This window comes from Planococcus sp. TJ-307 (assembly GCF_058268435.1).
In genome coordinates, this window is sequence record NZ_JBZDOJ010000001.1 from 926,999 (window position 1) to 943,868 (window position 16,870).

16 protein-coding genes are annotated in these 16,870 nt (G+C 43.5%); 10 read left to right on the plus strand and 6 right to left on the minus strand.

The features are described from left to right. Positions 1 to 61: 61 nt before the first annotated feature. Together AC4EHK_RS04475 and AC4EHK_RS04480 are read left to right on the plus strand one after the other, a co-directional pair. A complete protein-coding gene (locus tag AC4EHK_RS04475) occupies positions 62 to 1,513 on the plus strand; it encodes a trypsin-like peptidase domain-containing protein (protein ID WP_490977583.1) in 1,452 nt (483 codons plus the stop codon). 267 nt (positions 1,514 to 1,780) lie between these two features. Further along, on the plus strand, positions 1,781 to 2,347 hold the full coding sequence (locus tag AC4EHK_RS04480; protein WP_490977584.1) for a DUF4126 domain-containing protein: 567 nt from the start codon (positions 1,781 to 1,783) through the stop codon (positions 2,345 to 2,347). Positions 2,348 to 2,398: 51 nt separating this feature from the next. On the opposite strand, the gene AC4EHK_RS04485 is transcribed toward AC4EHK_RS04480, so the two are convergent. Continuing rightward, positions 2,399 to 3,415, minus strand: a complete 1,017-nt coding sequence (locus AC4EHK_RS04485) for a LysM peptidoglycan-binding domain-containing protein (protein ID WP_490977585.1) — start codon at positions 3,413 to 3,415, stop codon at positions 2,399 to 2,401. 277 nt (positions 3,416 to 3,692) lie between these two features. On the opposite strand from AC4EHK_RS04485, the gene AC4EHK_RS04490 reads away from it, so the two are divergent. After that, positions 3,693 to 4,568, plus strand: a complete 876-nt coding sequence (locus AC4EHK_RS04490; protein ID WP_490977586.1) for a DUF1028 domain-containing protein — start codon at positions 3,693 to 3,695, stop codon at positions 4,566 to 4,568. Positions 4,569 to 4,763: 195 nt separating this feature from the next. Here the strand turns inward: AC4EHK_RS04490 and AC4EHK_RS04495 are convergent, their stop codons facing one another. Together AC4EHK_RS04495 and AC4EHK_RS04500 are read right to left on the minus strand one after the other, a co-directional pair. Continuing rightward, positions 4,764 to 7,937, minus strand: a complete 3,174-nt coding sequence (locus AC4EHK_RS04495; protein WP_490977587.1) for an efflux RND transporter permease subunit — start codon at positions 7,935 to 7,937, stop codon at positions 4,764 to 4,766. Between the two features lie 18 nt (positions 7,938 to 7,955). Beyond that, positions 7,956 to 8,774 (minus strand): TetR/AcrR family transcriptional regulator, encoded by an 819-nt coding sequence (locus AC4EHK_RS04500; protein WP_490977588.1) that lies wholly within the window; start codon positions 8,772 to 8,774, stop codon positions 7,956 to 7,958. Positions 8,775 to 9,043: 269 nt separating this feature from the next. Here AC4EHK_RS04500 and AC4EHK_RS04505 point away from each other — a divergent pair, with 269 nt between their 5' ends. The 5 genes from AC4EHK_RS04505 to AC4EHK_RS04525 all read left to right on the plus strand — a co-directional run bounded on the left by AC4EHK_RS04505 (position 9,044) and on the right by AC4EHK_RS04525 (position 12,953). After that, entirely contained in the window at positions 9,044 to 9,565 is a 522-nt protein-coding gene (locus tag AC4EHK_RS04505; protein ID WP_490977589.1) for a GyrI-like domain-containing protein, read from the plus strand. A gap of 106 nt (positions 9,566 to 9,671) precedes the next feature. After that, positions 9,672 to 10,694 (plus strand): glycine-rich domain-containing protein, encoded by a 1,023-nt coding sequence (locus AC4EHK_RS04510; RefSeq protein ID WP_490977590.1) that lies wholly within the window; start codon positions 9,672 to 9,674, stop codon positions 10,692 to 10,694. Between the two features lie 159 nt (positions 10,695 to 10,853). Beyond that, positions 10,854 to 10,991 (plus strand): hypothetical protein, encoded by a 138-nt coding sequence (locus tag AC4EHK_RS04515; RefSeq protein ID WP_490977591.1) that lies wholly within the window; start codon positions 10,854 to 10,856, stop codon positions 10,989 to 10,991. A gap of 77 nt (positions 10,992 to 11,068) precedes the next feature. Then, on the plus strand, positions 11,069 to 11,548 hold the full coding sequence (locus AC4EHK_RS04520) for a sigma-70 family RNA polymerase sigma factor (RefSeq protein WP_490977592.1): 480 nt from the start codon (positions 11,069 to 11,071) through the stop codon (positions 11,546 to 11,548). A gap of 112 nt (positions 11,549 to 11,660) precedes the next feature. Next, positions 11,661 to 12,953, plus strand: coding sequence for an ATP-binding protein (locus tag AC4EHK_RS04525; protein ID WP_490977593.1), 1,293 nt, complete (start codon positions 11,661 to 11,663; stop codon positions 12,951 to 12,953). Between the two features lie 11 nt (positions 12,954 to 12,964). Here AC4EHK_RS04525 and uvsE read toward each other — a convergent pair whose 3' ends face one another. Beyond that, on the minus strand, positions 12,965 to 13,837 hold the full coding sequence (gene uvsE / locus AC4EHK_RS04530) for a UV DNA damage repair endonuclease UvsE (protein WP_490977594.1): 873 nt from the start codon (positions 13,835 to 13,837) through the stop codon (positions 12,965 to 12,967). Positions 13,838 to 13,937: 100 nt separating this feature from the next. Here uvsE and AC4EHK_RS04535 point away from each other — a divergent pair, with 100 nt between their 5' ends. Both AC4EHK_RS04535 and AC4EHK_RS04540 read left to right on the plus strand, forming a co-directional pair. Then, on the plus strand, positions 13,938 to 14,423 hold the full coding sequence (locus AC4EHK_RS04535) for an SRPBCC family protein (RefSeq protein ID WP_490977595.1): 486 nt from the start codon (positions 13,938 to 13,940) through the stop codon (positions 14,421 to 14,423). 198 nt (positions 14,424 to 14,621) lie between these two features. After that, positions 14,622 to 15,485 (plus strand): AraC family transcriptional regulator, encoded by an 864-nt coding sequence (locus tag AC4EHK_RS04540; RefSeq protein ID WP_490977596.1) that lies wholly within the window; start codon positions 14,622 to 14,624, stop codon positions 15,483 to 15,485. A 120-nt stretch (positions 15,486 to 15,605) separates the two neighbouring features. Here the strand turns inward: AC4EHK_RS04540 and AC4EHK_RS04545 are convergent, their stop codons facing one another. Both AC4EHK_RS04545 and AC4EHK_RS04550 read right to left on the minus strand, forming a co-directional pair. After that, complete coding sequence (locus AC4EHK_RS04545; RefSeq protein WP_490977597.1) at positions 15,606 to 15,905, minus strand: hypothetical protein; 300 nt, start codon at positions 15,903 to 15,905, stop codon at positions 15,606 to 15,608. 91 nt (positions 15,906 to 15,996) lie between these two features. Continuing rightward, entirely contained in the window at positions 15,997 to 16,755 is a 759-nt protein-coding gene (locus tag AC4EHK_RS04550) for an NRDE family protein (protein WP_490977598.1), read from the minus strand. Positions 16,756 to 16,870: the final 115 nt, after the last annotated feature.

Genomic DNA, 16,870 nt, shown 5'->3' on the forward strand with positions numbered 1-16,870 from the left:
TATAAGGTTTATAATGGAAGAAATTAATGGTATTTATGCTAGTCCATCAGGAGGTACAAATATGATATGCAATAAATGTGGAAATGAAAATGTAGAAGGTACGAAGTTCTGCCAAAAATGTGGGCATTCACTTATTCAAACAAGAAGCAGGAAGAAGAAAAAGCGTAACTTTATTTATGCAACCGTATTAGCCCTGACCTTGCTTGGAGTTGGGATCGGTTCTGCACAATTTATGGACGAAGAAGAACTGCAAGCAGAGGCGCCAGAACAAAATCAACTGGCTGAGAAGAAAACAGAGCTGGCAGTAGTTGAGGAAGAAATACCGGAGGAACAAGAAGAACCTGTCACAGAACCCGGTATAGTAGAAAGAATTGAAGAGCCGGAAGAAACTGTTCCTGTAGAAGAGGAAACAACTGGAACGGTAACGAAAGTGGAGAATGTCGTACCACCTTCTGAGCAAGAAGAAAAAGTAGAACCAAAGAAAAAAGAGAAAACAGCCATTATTAAAGAGTCACAACAAAAAGTATATACTGTTTTAACTGAAGGCGGACAAGGATCAGGATTCTTGTTTTCCGATACAGGAATGGTCGTCACTAACGCTCATGCTGTTGCAGGTTTCACTGACGTAGTAGTACGCAATATAAACGGACAAGATCACCCAGGCACAGTCATCGGAATTTCTGATGAATCTGATATTGCCCTGATTCATGTTGAGGCCTTTGAAGGCATCACACCGCTTGAAGTTGAAATGGAAGCTACTGCTGTAGGTACAGAAGTTATTGCCTTGGGCAGTCCGGCTGGTATGGAAAATACAGCGTCATTGGGCTACCTCACAGGAATTGACCGTGACTTTTATCAAGAGTTTACCTATGAAGATATTTATCAAATCGACGCCAAAATTGCCCCAGGCAGCAGCGGAGGTCCCTTAGTGGACGCGACAACAGGTAAAGTCATCGGCATCAATTCATTGGTCATTGAAGAAGGCGATTCAATCGGCTTTTCAATCCCGATGTACTCGATGCATGCTCAGTTATCGCAATGGGTGACTGCTCCAATGTCGGTAGAAGAAGTCGCTGCTTTATTCCAAGTCTATGACGATTTTAGCGGCTATGAAGACGAAGATTATGAGTACGACGTCGATTTAGAAATGACATTTAACGAAACGAACTTAAGTGAATTTATTGGTGATTTCCGTTATTATTACGAAACGGCACTGGAAGAAGAGGACTTTTTCTATGTTCAAAATCTTCTTGTCTACCAAAGCGATATTTACAACAGCATTGCTGAGTATGTTGCAGATATCACGGGAAAAAACATGGAATACAATTTCACAAAGCTTGATATCATGGACATCGAAATCTATGAGGACTATGCTATTGTCCATACGGAAGAAGCCTTTGATATGATGAATGAAGCTGGAGAATGGTCTGTAGAAGAACGCAGCAAAATGTATACGATTGTAATGGATGAATATGGTTTTTATTACGTATCAGATATCATCAACAAAGAATAAGTTGTATTAAAAAAAGAAATTCCTTTTGGGGAATTTCTTTTTTAAATTGCTGGAAATTAGGTCAGCTATTAAAATGAAGCATTCAAGAGCAAGGCCTTTTTCAAGCTCATCTTCTTTTGTAGCATGAATGATTGTCAGGCTGGCATCAAGAGTTGGAACAATCAGCCCGCCCAGTCGCCGACTCCGGTTGTTTCCTAGTATTTCGCAGGTGGTGAATATCAGCCCTGCTTCTGCTCGTGTATACTGTAAATAACTAGTATGACGGAGGTGGGTATTTTGGAAACCATTTTGGCGATATGCATCGGACTGGCATTGAGTGCAACGGTCGGTTTTAGAATTTTTACGCCACTGCTGATCACGGGAATATTCGTCCATGTGGACTGGTTAACCCTTTCAGAAGGATTTAGCTGGATCGGCAGCACACCGGCGATTGTCGCGTTTGCTGCAGCCACGCTTTTCGAAATCGCGGTCAATTATATTCCGGCAGTAGGATCCTTCATGAAAATGATTGCGACGCCGATTGCGGCTCTGGCAGGAATCCTGCTGACTGCTTCTTTTATCGGGGATATGAATCCTTTCTTGGAATGGAGCATCGCCATTATTGGCGGAGGGGGAGTAGCGACAGTTTCTCATGCCACCATTACAGCGGTCAAAGGAGTGAGTGAGACGGCATTCATGAGTCCAGCTGTTTCTTTAGCGGAAGATGCTACGGCCACATTAACGCCAATCTTAATCTTACTGGCACCAATTCTGGCCATCTTCTTTTTGTTTGGCATGGCGTATATGATTTTTAAACTTTACCGCAGATTTTTGTACAAGCCAAAAAACATATAACAGGAGCAGGAATCTATAGATTCCTGCTCCTGTTATGGTGTTAACTTTAGACTATCTAGGAATTACCAATACTTGTCCGACACGAATGGAGTTAATATTGGTAATTTTATTAGCCGCTGCTATTTTCGCTACGGTCGTATTGTAAGCTCGTGCAATGCTGTAAAGTGTGTCCCCAGCCTTGACTGTATACGTGACAGAAGGTGCAGGAGCTTTGGTTGGAATTGTCAACACTTGACCTACACGTATTAAGTTATAATTGGTAATATTATTGGCTTTGGCCAATGCTGAAACGGTCACATTGTATTTTTTCGCAATGCTGTACAATGTATCTCCCGCTTTGACCGTATATTTGGTGCCGCTTACGGGTGAAACTGGCAATTTTAATAACTCGGACACTGTAACAAACTTGTATCCTTTCGCTTTCAATTTACTGATCATACCCGGCAACGCACCTGGAGTTCCGGAAGCGCCGGCACCGGTGTGCATCAAAACAATCGATCCTGGCACAATATTATTCACCACTTTGTTGGTAATCTCAGTAGCAGAAACGCCTTTCCAGTCAACCGTATCGATATTCCACTGAATCGTATGTGTGTAACCGGCATCACCAACTGCTTTTAGAACAGCAGCATTGGATGCCCCGAATGGAGCTCTGAAAATAGGCTTGGTCGATTTTCCGGTAATTCCTTTGATTGTGGATTCTGTTGTATCAAGCTCACTTTTCATTTTTGCGGCGGTCAGTTTTGTGAAATCTGGATGCGAATACGAGTGGTTGCCGAGCTGATGGCCCTTGGCTGAAATGTTCTTGATCCAGACAGGGTGGTTTTTAGCACCGGAACCTGTTAAAAAGAACGTGGCTTTTACATTGTTGGCAGACAGGATATCTAAGATTTTGTTGATATTCGTACCATCCGAACCGTCATCGAAGGTCAACGCCACCACTTTACTGGTCGTATTGCCTTTCGTAATATAAGTGGAACTTGCTGCATGAGACTGGCCAGAAAAAGACAGTACAGTGAAGAGGATTAGTAATAAAGCTGCTGAGACTTTAATCCATTTAGAAAGCACCTTTCTCACCCCTTTCATTGATGCGCTGAGCAAAAGTCAGCGTATGTATAGGGATGACCCGTTCTTAATTTGAAAAAATAAAGAATTGATATGTATTTTTTGTGATTCTATTATACCATTTATATGTACAAAAGTGTTGTTTTACTGATTAGTAAATAAGGTATTTGCATATTTTTATCTACTGAGTTTTAAAGAATAAGAAAACGTTCAAAATTCGCTTCCTTTAATTTAACATTCTGCAAATTATTGATTAAACTAGAGAAAAGGGGGCAATTGCATGAAGAATAAAATAGACAAACACAAGTTGGTCGCAACATTTTCCATTGTCGCTGCCAATCCGGAAACGGGAGAAGTGGGCGTGGCGGTGCAATCGAAATTTTTGGCAGTCGGTTCGGTCGTTCCATGGGCAAAGGCAGGCGTCGGGGCAGTGGCTACACAGTCCTGGGCCAATACCGCGTATGGACCAGAAGGACTTGAGTTATTGGAGAAGGGCTTGTCGCCTGAGGAAGTGATCGACAAGCTGATTGCTGACGATCCAGGCAGAAGTTTGCGCCAAGTGGCTGTCATCAACGCAGATGGTGAAGCGAGTGCTTTTACCGGGCATGAATGCTACGACTGGGCAGGACATAAAATAGGGAAGCATCATTCGTGCCAAGGCAACATCCTGGTCAGTGAAAAAACGGTCAGTGAAATGAGCAGAGCCTTCGAGGAATCAGAAGGTTCGCTTGCTGAACGGTTGCTGACAGCTATTTCAGCCGCTCAACATGCTGGGGGCGACAGCAGAGGCAAACAGTCGGCAGCAGTCTATGTATTGCAAGAAGGCGCAGGGTATGGCGGTTACAACGATGTGAAAGTGGATTTGCGTGTTGATGATCATCCAGAGCCGATTGAAGAATTGCAGCGATTGTATGAGCTGCACAAAATGTATGCTGCACCATCTGAGGAAAAGCTGGCTATCGAAGAAAATGTCTTAGAAACTGTTGTAGAGCATTTGGTGAAAGCTGATTTGCTGGAGTCGGTTGATCACAGCAGCTATGACGCAGAAGTGAAAGAAGCGTTGAAAACTTTTGTGCTGCGTGAGAACTTTGATGATCACTGGTCAGAAGAAGCACTGATTGATGAATCCGTACTGGAATATTTGAAAAAGCAATAATTTGGGAGCCTGTTCAGCTATGCTGAGCAGGCTTTTTTGTGCGAGGTGCGGTTATGAGGCATCGAGGTGCGGTCTGCAGCCTGCGAGGTGCGCTATTATCCATTTGAGGTGCGGTTATCATCAAACGAGGTGCGGTCAGTTAAAAATGCGCACAAAAAAGACAGCTCATGATGAGCTGCCTTTTCCACTTATTCTTTAGTTTGCTTCTTTTTTGCGGAATTTCGAGACCACTTCATAAACGATTGGCACAATAACCAATGTCAATAATGTAGAACTGATCAATCCGCCAATAACCGTGATGCCGAGGCCTTGCGAAATCAATCCGCCTCCGCCTTCAGCTCCAATGGCAAGCGGTATTAGCGCGCCGATTGTTGCTAGGGCTGTCATCAAGATAGGGCGCAGTCGTGTGACGCCGCCTTCAAGCAATGCTTCACGTGTAGTCAAACCGGCTTTTTCCATATGGATGACACGGTCAATCAAGACGATGGCATTGGTGACAACAATACCGATCAGCATCAATACACCAATCAATGCGTTAACGCTCAATGATTCTCCAGTAATCCATAAAGCGACCAATACACCGATAACGGTGAATGGCAATGAAAACAGGATGGAGAACGGAGCGAGTGCACCGCCGAATGTGACAACCAATACAAAGTACACAATGGCAATGGCTGCCAGCATCGCCAAGCCAAGCTGAGTGAACGATTCATTGATTTGTTCAGTCACACCGCCATGGTCAGTTGTGACACCAGCCGGCAAGTCGAGTTCTGCAATTTGCTCATCAATTTCAGTTGTGATTTCTGCAGCATTATTGCCTAGAACGTCTGCTGTTAGTGATGCGAACATTTGGCCATCTCTGCGGTTAATGGTATCAGGCGATTGGCCTTCTTCCACTTCCATGACTTCGCCAATTGTTACAGTTGTTCCAATGGCTGTTGGAATTTCAACATCTGTTACATCGTCAATGCCTGCATATTGAGTTTCTTCGGTTTCAATGTACACATCGATTTCTTCATCTTCATATGTGACGGTCGTTAATACGGGCGCTTCACCAACACTGCTCAAGGCCATGCCGATTTGTGCGGCAGTTAACCCATTTTCGCTTAAGCTTTGCTGATTAGCGACCAAAGTAAATTGATCGTAAGCTTCAGTCAAGCTGGATTCGGTGTTTTCCAAGCCATCATTGTTTTCCATCAGTGGCTGGATTTGATCGATAGCGCTTTGGATATCTTCGACGTTATCTCCGTAGACGAAGAGTTCCAGTCCACTGCCGCCAGTGGCTGTAAAGTCCATGCTTGCCCATTCTCCAGATTCAGTAGAGCTGTTCAAGTCTTCAATCAGGTTTGCACTTTCATCACTGAATGCCTCAAAGTCATCGTCGTACTCGACATAGAACAATGCGGAATTATCTCCGCCGCCGCCCATTGCCGACATCGGATTGCCTCCGCCAAGCGAGTACTGATAAGACGTTACGCCTTCTCTGCCTTCGATAGAGCCCTCTGCATCAAGTGCAATGGCTTCCACATCTTCGCGTGTTTGTCCGGGTTCCGGACTATAAGTTGCCATCACGGTTTTTTGTTCTTCTTCAGGAAGGAAGCTGACGCCGATAACCGGAATCAAGAACAAACTTGCAGCAAGAAGCAATGACGCTCCGCCGAACGTGATGATTTTGTGATTCAAGGTCCATTCCAAAATGCGTTTGTAGCTGTTTGCCATTTTGCCTGGCTTGTGTTCTTTTTGTTTGGATTGATTTGTATCCAGGTTTTGCAGTTGCTTGCGGTACATCAAATGCGCCATCATCGGAACGATGGTAACAGCAACTAGTAGAGATGCCGATAAAGCAAAGACAACTGCTAAAGCGAACGGCAGGAACAATTCGCCGATTTGTCCGCTGACAAGTGCAAGCGGCAGGAATACGGCGATGGTTACAATTGTTGATGAAAAAATGGGTACGAACATTTCACGTGTTGCTTCGCGAATGAGTTCTTTGCCACGCAATTTTTCGCCTGGCAAAGCCATGCGGCGATAAATATTTTCAATCACAACAATCGAGTCATCAATAACACGCCCGATTGCAACGGTTAATGCACCGAGTGTCATGATATTCAAGGTAATATCCATTTGGTTCAATAAGAAAATCGCCATTAATAACGATAATGGGATAGAGATGATCGAGATAATCGTTGTCTTAAAGCTACGAAGGAACAGCAAAATGATTGCGACAGCAAATAAAATACCGAATAAGGCTTTGCTGAGCATCGTTTCAACTGAAGTTTCGATCGGTTCACCTTGGTCAAATGTTGAAGCGACGTTCAAGCCGTATTCTTCTTCAACATCTGCCATGATATCTTTAACCCCATTGACCACTTCTACGGTATTGGCATCCGGCGATTTGACGATGGAAATGCCGATGGATTCTTCTCCGTTTGTACGGGAAATCGATTCTGCTTCGCTGACTACTTCAATCTCGGCCAGTTCGCTCAATGCGACTGTCGGAATCGCAGACGGTGCAGCTGCAGCTGGAGTTTCTGTTGCAGGCGCTTCAGTTGGTGGTGCTTCTGTTCCGGTCCCTTCAGACTCAGGAGCAGCCGGTGCTGCACTTGGAACATCAGTTGCTGCTGCAGGAATCGCTGGAATCTGCAGATTTCTCAAGTCATCAACAGAGGTAATGTCACCGTCGATCACCAAGTTTTTCAGTTCACCGTCAAAATCAGTTAATCCTAACGGGAATGTCAGATTGGATCCTTGGATCAATTGTTGAATCGTTTCTTCCGTCAACCCGTATTGGGCTAAAGCTTCTTGATCAAAGGACATCGTGACTTTTTGGACGCGTTGTCCAGAAACTTGCGCATCGGACAAGCCGGCTACGCCTTCAAGTGCTGGGAGCACATTTTCTTCAACGGTAGCTGTCAGTTCTTCCAATGAACGCTCAGGATCGCTGATGCTCAATGTCAGAACAGGGAAAGCATCCAAGCTGAGCCGTGAAACCTGAGGTTCATTGGCAGCTTCAGGAATCGAAATTTGCGACAACGCATCCTCCAATTCACGAGTTGCTTCGTCCATATCGACTTCAAAGTCATACTGGACTTGAATCGTCGAGGCATTGGCCATCGATGTAGATGTTGTCAATTCGACGCCATTCATATTTTGAATTCGCTGCTCCATTGGAATGGTGACTTCTTCCATAATTTCATCGGGCGCAGCGCCTGGATATGTAGTAACGACCGTCACCGCAGGGAGGGTGATGCTTGGTATAGATTCCTGCTTCATGGTCAAGCCTGCATACAGTCCAGCCACAACGATCATGATGGTCAAGATCCATATCGCAAACTTGTTGTTCAAGGAAAAATCGATAATTTTCTTCAAGTGATTGGCTCCTTTTTCTTAAATAAAATTTTCTAAGTAGATTACTTGGTTTTTAATGGAAGGGTACTGTTTTAAGTAAACCAACAAGGCTTCGATTAAAAATTCCTCTTGCTCTTGTTTGTTGACTTGCTCTTTTAATAAATCGAGTGAAGCCAGCAGCTTTTCTGGATGGGGTTCAGCAGCTTTAATTTTTTCAGCCAGGTGAAGAAAAATTTCTTCAGTCGTAGCTGGTGTGGAGCGGGCTTCAGTAAATACAGGTTCCATTGCCGCCAAGTTGTCAACAATTGCATCGATGGTGGCCGTCAAGAAATTGACCAACCGGGAAATGGGAACATTTTTTTGTTCAATGACCAGTGTGATGATGTATTGCTGCATTAACCCTTCAAGGACCATTACCAAATCATCTAAAAATGGTTCGATGGTGGTGCCGTAAGTATCCAGCAGAATGGTTTTGTGCAAGGTAATCGTCGACTGGCGCAGTTCCATGAACAATGACTTCAGCTTTTCACTGTCACTGAGCGGGAAATCTTTAAACACCATCATGAAAAAATCTTGATTGGAAAGTGTACGCTCAATTTCAATCGCCAATTTTTCCTTGAAGACATCCTTATAATCGGATCCGGGTGCATGCTGGGAGCTGGAGATGGCAGCATTAACTTCTTCATGGTAGTGTTTCAGGATTTCGATGAATAAGTTCTCCTTTGAATCGAAATGCTTGTAGAAAGCTCCTTTGGAAATGCCAGTTGCCTGTGCTATTTCTTGAACCGATGTTTGATGAAAGCCTTTCAAAGAAAACAAGTGCACAGCCTGCTTCATTAATTCGTTTCTTTTTTCCATTTGAGCCCTCCTAAACCAGGCGGTCACTTTTAATGACCACTTGGTCACTTGTTTAGATTATCGCTTAAGAAGTTCAAAGTCAATTTAGTGAGCTTGGAATATGTGACAATTTTCATGAGTGGCTTCAGGAAGTATTTTCCTTGCATAAAATTTAGAAAGCGGCTGCTGGAATTTCAAAACTTTCATTTATGATTTAAAGGACTATGTCTTCAGATGGAGAATATTAGTAATAAAATGGAATGATAGTTTCTACAAAAGAGGAGGAGTGGATGGTGCAGAAGCATATCAGCGAACCATTTGTCGAAGAACGGGCAGAACAGCCTTATGTGGCGATTCCGGTAACAGCAGGTTTAGCGGAATGGGATCGGGTCAATGGCATGGTGGGCGAACTTCTTGACTGGCTGAAGACCAAAGGAATTAAACCGGCAGGAATTCCATTTTTCCGATATTGGTGCATGGGAGATGCTGAAGGCAAATACAAGATGGAAGTAGGGATACCGGTTAAGCGAATGGTCAGCGGCGATGAACGGGTAATTGCAAGCTTTATACCGGGCGGCTCCTATTTATCGGCATTGCATAGAGGCCATCCCGATAATTTGGAGAAATCTCTTGCGGCACTTGAACGATGGGCCGTGCAAGAAGGATTGGACATTGATAAGCGCTGGGAAGGCGAAGATGAAATTTGGAATGGCCGTTTTGAGTTTTATGTCACCGATCCTGAAACAGAACCCGACTTGAACAAGTGGGCAATCAGAATCGCTTTTTTGCTGATGAGAGACGATGCGGCGTAAGAGTCTTGAATGTAGCAATAAATGAAGTGAGTTCAGCGCCGGCGCTAAAAGATGGAGTAGATTCAAAGCAAGTCAAAAGAAAATTACACAGTAAAGAGGCGATGGAATGATTGGTTATGTTGGGGCTGCTTTATTTGTTTTAGGATTGGTTGCGGCCGGATTGTATCAAGAGTATCAGCAAAAATCCAGGTCTGCAAAAGAAAATCGCGAGTTGCTTTTGCTGACGCCAGATGATTTTTTGAAAAAGCAAAAAGAGTTGGAACTGGATTTTGTAAAAGACACTGAGTCGGTTTTTCAAAACCGGGCACAAGAGCTGGAAGATGCCTATGCACTTGACTATCAATTGCACATCTACAATCGAATGGTCCGGGAAACAGCCTATAGCCAGAAAACCATTCTCGAATTGATGTTTGAACAAAAGCGTTTTTTGCTGATGGCCTCCATCCTGAAAGAAGTGCCTATGTTTTCAAAAGCAGTCGATGAAGTTTGGCACCAGCAATTAATGTTCACCCATGAGTATCGGGATTTTACAGAGAAGTTTGCCGGTCAATTTATTCATCACTCGCCAAATGTGGCCGAAACCGATGGGGTGGACGATAAGTTTTTATTCGATATGATGTACAAAAAGTTATTTGTTGAGAAACCCTTCTCAGCTAAATCTTGGGGCTCTGCGTTTTATGAAAGAGTGCCCAGTGACAGTTTTATAGAAGAATGGAGAGATTCAGAAACACCTTTGCTGCACAGCCAGTATTTTTTTGAACAGAGCGAGACCCATCGTGCCGTTCAAGTTTTGATTCGAGAGATCAAAAGTGACATTGAATCTGCGGGGAGTAAAGGAAAGTTCGGACGCTTTCTTGAAAAGCAATCACGCATTGTACAAGGCTCTTATCCCACGCCGGGAACATCCAATGAGTTAACACTTCCCTATGTCTTGTGGGCTGCTGGAAGCACCAATAAAACATATGCCGAATCACTGGGACTTGCCAAAACCCACAATAAGATCAAATCAAAATCCGATAGGGGAGATTCAGGTTTCTTCGGAAGCTTCTCAGATAACAATGAAAGTTCCAGCGACTCTGGAGACTCTGGCGGAGGTTCTTCCTGCGGCAGCAGCTGCGGCAGTAGCTAACACAAAAAAAATTATGGTGGATAACAAAGGATGGAATGAATCTTGCAAAAGAAAGCCACCTCGCTCTATATTGGCGAAACTGCCAATATAGAGCGAGGTGGCTTATTTAGTTTATAGTTTATTTTTTCGCAAAAAATTGGAATAGGAATAAATCATTTCATGCCTAAAAGTTTTGCGATCAATCAGTTTCCAGAAAATATTTTTCTGGAAATAATAATTTTTTCGCCAATTATTGGTGTTAACCCTCCTGTTCATCTTTTTGGAAAAGATTTTTTGCAGGGACAAATAGCACAATGATCAAGTGGTTTCTTATGATACCAAGGCTTATTCTGAATGCACCCGGGAATCACCGAACGTTCAGAAGGATAAAACCAATGAAGGATTTTGAAGAAGTGGCTGCACAATATGCTCCTATGGTATCTGCGACCATTCGTAAGCTGCACATTTATCGTGATTACGACACGTATCGCCAAGTTGGCAATATTGCCCTATGGCAGGCATGGCAGCGTTTCGATAACAGGAAAGGCGACTTTACTCCTTTTGCTTATCGCAGCATTCGAGGTGCAATGCTCGATGAATTAAAGCGCGAAACGAGAAGAAATGAGCAGGCAACGGAATTTGAGAGCATTCAAGAACAAGAGGAGCCAGTGGCAGAAGAAGGATTGCCCGAATGGATAGAAACGGATCAACTTACTAAACAGGAGAAATCACTTCTTGAAGACCTGTATGTAAAAGGCTACAAGTTGAGCGATTTGGCCGTCAGTGAAAATGTATCACTGGCAGGCATGAAAAAGAGGCGTGAGCGACTGTTGAAAAAGCTGAAGAAGACAACTTATCATCCGCTTAAAGGATAGAATGCTGAAGTTGGGCGGGGTAGACAGCTTGAGTAGTACAGAAAAAGGTGGTGGGGAACAAAATCGAATTGTATAATAAATGACGCGGCAGAAAGAAATGGGGATGACCTTTATGGAAGCAATGATGACGGGCATGATCAATAATATTTTCTTTATCATATTCCCGATCATCGTCTATCAGATGCTGGCGACAGCGGGCCAACGAAACTTTTTCGTCAGCCATCGCGTTACAATGACGATTCTTTTTTCAATATCCATCATACTGTGTATGCTGTTTCCCTATCAATTTTTAACAGACCAATATATTTTCGACCTCCGCCAAGTCCCGATGATTGTCGGTGCCTTGTACGGAGGGCCGATTGTTTCGGCCATGTTGTTTCTCGTATCTTCTGTTGGCCGAGTGGCTATCGGTGGAGATGGAATGTACATCGCGATCCTCAACCAATTTGTCATTGCGGCCGGCGTCCCTTTTCTGCGTCCTTTGTACATGCGGGTAAAAAGGCTGGGGAAAATCGTCTTGGTATTTTCAATCTCCATTGCTTCACTGCTATTTAATATGTTTGCAGGTGCTTACTTTTTCGGAGATCCACTCGACGATATCCTCGGCATTTGGGTAATGCTGATGGTCAACCAAGGAACCATCATCGTGTTGACGGCCTTGTTGATCGAGCATATGCAACGGCAGGAATATATGTACAATTCGCTATTAAAGCATGAAAAAATGGAAACCGTCAGCCATTTTGCTGCAGCGGTTTCGCATGAACTGCGCAATCCATTGCAAAGTATCAAAGGATTTATTCAGCTGATGAAAGAATATGAATACAGCCGTGAAAAACAAGTGGAATTTCACAGTATGATTTTGAAAGAAATCAATGCTGCCGAAGATTTGATTGATGACTACCTTATATATGCGAAGCCAACATATGGCCAACTGGAGGCCATGACGGTTTCGGCAGAAATAAACCACGTCATGAAAATTATGGCACCGTATGCCAATGTAAAAAATGTTGTCATGCATGTTAGCGAAATGGATGAACAAGCAGAAATCCTGATCGATCGCCAAAAATTCCATCAAGCACTGGTCAACATCATCCGAAATGGCATTGAAGCCATGCCTGATGGGGGACCTCTGACTGTCGCAGTGAAAACATCACCGGCCAAAGTATGGATTGAAGTGGCTGATGAGGGCGTCGGAATGACTAAAGAAGAAGTAAAGCGTTTAGGAGAGCCTTATTTTTCTAATAAAATCAAAGGAACCGGGCTTGGACTGATGGTCACCTACAGCATTGTCAGCCAAATGAACGGACAAATCATGGTGGATTCCGAAAAAGGGAAAGGCACCGAGTTTACATTAGAGTTTCCGAATCTTGCGGGATCTACTAAAAAAATAAACCATCAGCCATAGAGGCTGATGGTTTATTTATGTGTTAATTGGCGAATAAACGGCAAGACCGATTGTTCTTTTAGTTTGGCTTCGAACATAATATCGGCATCAATGCCGCCCAGTAGTTTCAACAATTCTTGGAAATCTGTTTCAGAAACCAAACCATGGTGGCGAAGGTCGGTGAATCCTTCTTTTCCTGTACTGATATGGATTTTAGGGGTTCCGTATCCTTCCCAGGTTTTAAGAATTTCAGCGTAATCGACCGGTTCGCCTTCATTGTTGCAGTTATGGTGATGAATATCAAAACATATCGGGACTTTGCACATGTAATGGACATCTAAAACGTCCCTGACGGTAAAAGTCTTATCGTCATTTTCTAGGCGCAGTCGCTGGCGAATGCTGGGAGACAATGCCAAATAGGCTTCTGCAAAGCGCTGTTTCGCTGCTTCTTTGTCTCCATACGCTCCACCGGTGTGGAGTATGATGTCCGAACCGCCAAGCAATTGAATCAGCTTGTCATGATACTCAAGATCTTCAATCGATTTTCGTACCACTTCGGGTTTTGGTGAATTGAGGACAGTGTATTGGCCGGGGTGTACAGAAACTCTCATTTGGTGCGTTTCGACAAGTGAGCGAATTTTATCTGTAATGGCAAGTACGTCCGGGTCTTCCCACCAAATCCAATCATTTATCGGGTGAGTCGAAAGCGGGACAATTGAGCTGGAAGCCCGGTAAAAATAAATATCATTTTCCACATTCCAATGAATGATTTCAAGAGTCGTCTCAAAATTTTTCATGGTTAATTCTTTTATTTTTCCTGTACCTTCTGCTTCGGCAGTTGCTAAACGCAAAGTTCTAAAGATTGTTTTCAATTCAGTGTTCATGCATGCATATCCTAGTCTCATGTTGTTTTCAGCTCCTCGGTCTTATTATACCCTTCTCGCACGATTGCATTCTCTTTGAAGGGGTATAATAAGAGAAAAAATCCATTGAGGAGGAATTGCAATGATTGCAGAAGTGACACAAACCGAAAAAGGATACGTGGCGACTTTCAATCGAAACTTGGCTCATGGACCAGAGTCCGTGTGGCAAATGCTGACGGACAATCAAAAAATTCATCGGTGGTTTTCAGGATTGCAACTTGAACAGCAAGGCGTGGACGGACATTTTTCGTTTGATATGGGTCACGGCAATTTTGAGAAAATGGCAATTACCGATTTTGAAGAGAAAAAACGATTGGGTTTTGAATGGGGCAAAGACCATGTGCTGTTTGAGTTAACTTCTGATGGAGATGGAACTCGGCTGCGGATGGTAGAAACCATCAGTTCACTGACAGACCACACGCCTAAAGACGTAGCCGGCTGGCATGTATGCCTGGATGTTCTGGAAGCGCTTCTTGACAAGAAAGGGATCGAACGAACATTGGAGTGGGAGCATTGGTACCCGGAATACAAACGGTTGTTTGAGAGCATGAGCGTTTCGTTTGAATAGGAGCTGCCGCATTTCCAACAAAATCGTGCCAATCCTATCATGTGGTCGGAAATGCATATAGAGGCTTAGGGCATTCGTAAAATGTTTAGAGGCATTTGCGAATGCCTTTTTGGTGTTGTGTGGACTGTCCACAGTGAGCATAAATAGACAGGAAGGACTATTTCGCACTTGGTAAAATGGATTAAAGGAGTGAAAGCAATGGGATGGGTGGAATCATTGCAGCGGGCCATTGATTATATGGAGGAACACATGGGAAAATCGGTTACGATTGAGCAGATTGCTAAGCAGGCAAACGCTTCTGTTTTTCATTTTCAGCGGACCTTTTCCCTGTTAACAGATTGTTCCGTGGCTGAATATTTGCGCAGAAGACGGCTGACATTGGCGGCGCAGGAGCTGTCAGCTACAGATGGAAAAATCATCGACATCGCTTATAAATATGGCTACGACACTCCCGAGGCTTTTGCAAAAGCATTCCGGCGGCAGCACGGCATTACACCGAGTGAAGCCCGAAAGAATTTGGGAAAGCTGCAAGCTTTTAACCGCCTGGTGATCCAGGTGAATTTGAAAGGAGCAGAACCGATGAAATATCGAATTGTGGAAAAACAAAGTTTTCAGGTTGTTGGTGTTAAACGGCAATTTTTGCTAAAGGCTGGAGAAAACCTGACAGGCATCCCACATATGTGGCAAGAACTGAATCAGTCTGGAACGAGCAGCATTATAGCCAGTTGGAACAACGGAGAAATCAAAGGTTTGCTGGGGATCTGCGCGGACTATCAAGAAGGTGCGACTATGGATTATTGGATTGCTGCTGCCAGTACAAACAATGCACCTGAAGGATTCTCTATGTTGGAAGTGCCTGCTTCAAAATGGGGAGTCTTCGAAGTGCATGGCGCGATGCCGGACGCGATGCCGAAAGTATGGAAGCAGATTTTCTCCGAATGGTTCCCATCCAATCAATTTGAGAATGCCGGAACCGCCGAACTGGAACTTTATCCGGAAGGAGATCCTTACAGCGAAGAGTATGTTTCTGAAATTTGGATTCCATTGAAAGCAAAGGAATGATGAAAGTAAAAGTAAAATCTGTTTTGCATTTGTATCATGAAAATAAAAGAACGTTCACAAAGCGGCTATGCACTTTTGTGAATGTTCTTTTTTGTGTTTCTGATTGGCTGGCTTGGTGAGTTATTGTTGTTCATTTTGGCTACGGTTCTCCAAAGCAGTGTTGATTTTTCGCATTACTTCAAGTTGGGTATCATTGGCGTTGACTTTGTGTTTCCAAAGGTAAGACCGGGCTTCCTTAGCAGGTGCGTGTTCAAGCAATAAAACCTCCCGGCAAAAATCGGGTGTGTCTTTACCAGAAATCAGCTTTATCGTGTACAAAGACGTTGTTTTGACAACTTTGTCTATTTGATAGGTCTGTTCAAAAATTTCTAAATCCGGAATGTAATCAAATTCATCTTCTGTTTCTTTTAGTTGAGCCAATAAAAACACTCCTTTAAACTGAATGATCCTATTTCAGATCATACACTAGCTGACTTTATTATGCATTGAATTTAAAATTTCCCATCATTTGTTATTCTATTTTAAATTCAAAGAAACTGTCTTCCTTAAACTGACCTTTTTCATAGTTTCTTTCGGCAAAGGTAAGGGTGCCGTCATGTGCAACAAGTACGACAGTTGCAGACCGTGTACCGTAATCGGGTGTTTTAATAAACATAGGAGAAAGCATTCGCTCAAGGTCCAGTCCGACACCCGTGTCTGGCAAGTGGGTATCCGGAGCATGCTCTCCGTCCATTAGCATCGCAAAAATTTCTTCCAGATCAGCTTCTTTGGTTTCACTCATATAGGCGGCAAGTTTTTCTTTGCCTTTGGTTACCTTAGGCCATGGGGTGTTCAGAAAGTGATTGCTGAGTCCATGTGTTCCGGGTGGAATTTCATAGAATTCTTCCTGGATGTTGTTGTAGTACACAAGCTGCTCCGCATCGCCGATAATCAGGTTGAATCCGGCATACTGTTTTGGATTTATTGTTTGCAAGTATTCTTTTGGAGAATTTGTGCCTGCCAAAAAGTTTTTGACCACTGCCCCTCTGGATAAAAAACCTGATTCTAAATTGGTCGGGTCTCGAAAATTTGTTAATGCAGCAACGCGTCCCTGCTTTGTGACACCCAACCAAGTACCCATTCCCGTCAAGTCTCGACCAGCTAAAATATGGGGTTCATCGTTCCAAAAATGAGCTGCTGTTGCAGGGCGTGCGTAAAACTCGTCTCGATTCGCTGCAATGATTAGTTTGTATGTGGGGTGTTTCCTGAATTGCAGATTGATGAGGCACATGGTATTTCCCCTTTTCGATTTATTATATACAACTAAGCGTCTGATTCACAGAAAGAACTTTTAGAGGAGAATGGATTTTTACTGGTAAAAAAGTTTGCTATGAATATGGTCTATT

What these genes read in the sequence shown, in the direction of transcription:
- AC4EHK_RS04490 (WP_490977586.1), top strand. Translation starts at nt 3,693, where the DNA reads ATGAAGAATAAAATAGACAAACACAAGTTGGTCGCAACATTTTCCATT.
- AC4EHK_RS04525 (WP_490977593.1), top strand. Translation starts at nt 11,661, where the DNA reads ATGGAAGCAATGATGACGGGCATGATCAATAATATTTTCTTTATCATA.
- uvsE (WP_490977594.1), bottom strand. Translation starts at nt 13,837, where the DNA reads ATGAGACTAGGATATGCATGCATGAACACTGAATTGAAAACAATCTTT.
- AC4EHK_RS04475 (WP_490977583.1), top strand. Translation starts at nt 62, where the DNA reads ATGATATGCAATAAATGTGGAAATGAAAATGTAGAAGGTACGAAGTTC.
- AC4EHK_RS04520 (WP_490977592.1), top strand. Translation starts at nt 11,069, where the DNA reads ATGAAGGATTTTGAAGAAGTGGCTGCACAATATGCTCCTATGGTATCT.
- AC4EHK_RS04535 (WP_490977595.1), top strand. Translation starts at nt 13,938, where the DNA reads ATGATTGCAGAAGTGACACAAACCGAAAAAGGATACGTGGCGACTTTC.
- AC4EHK_RS04500 (WP_490977588.1), bottom strand. Translation starts at nt 8,774, where the DNA reads ATGGAAAAAAGAAACGAATTAATGAAGCAGGCTGTGCACTTGTTTTCT.
- AC4EHK_RS04505 (WP_490977589.1), top strand. Translation starts at nt 9,044, where the DNA reads ATGGTGCAGAAGCATATCAGCGAACCATTTGTCGAAGAACGGGCAGAA.
- AC4EHK_RS04540 (WP_490977596.1), top strand. Translation starts at nt 14,622, where the DNA reads ATGGGATGGGTGGAATCATTGCAGCGGGCCATTGATTATATGGAGGAA.
- AC4EHK_RS04515 (WP_490977591.1), top strand. Translation starts at nt 10,854, where the DNA reads ATGCCTAAAAGTTTTGCGATCAATCAGTTTCCAGAAAATATTTTTCTG.
- AC4EHK_RS04550 (WP_490977598.1), bottom strand. Translation starts at nt 16,755, where the DNA reads ATGTGCCTCATCAATCTGCAATTCAGGAAACACCCCACATACAAACTA.
- AC4EHK_RS04510 (WP_490977590.1), top strand. Translation starts at nt 9,672, where the DNA reads ATGATTGGTTATGTTGGGGCTGCTTTATTTGTTTTAGGATTGGTTGCG.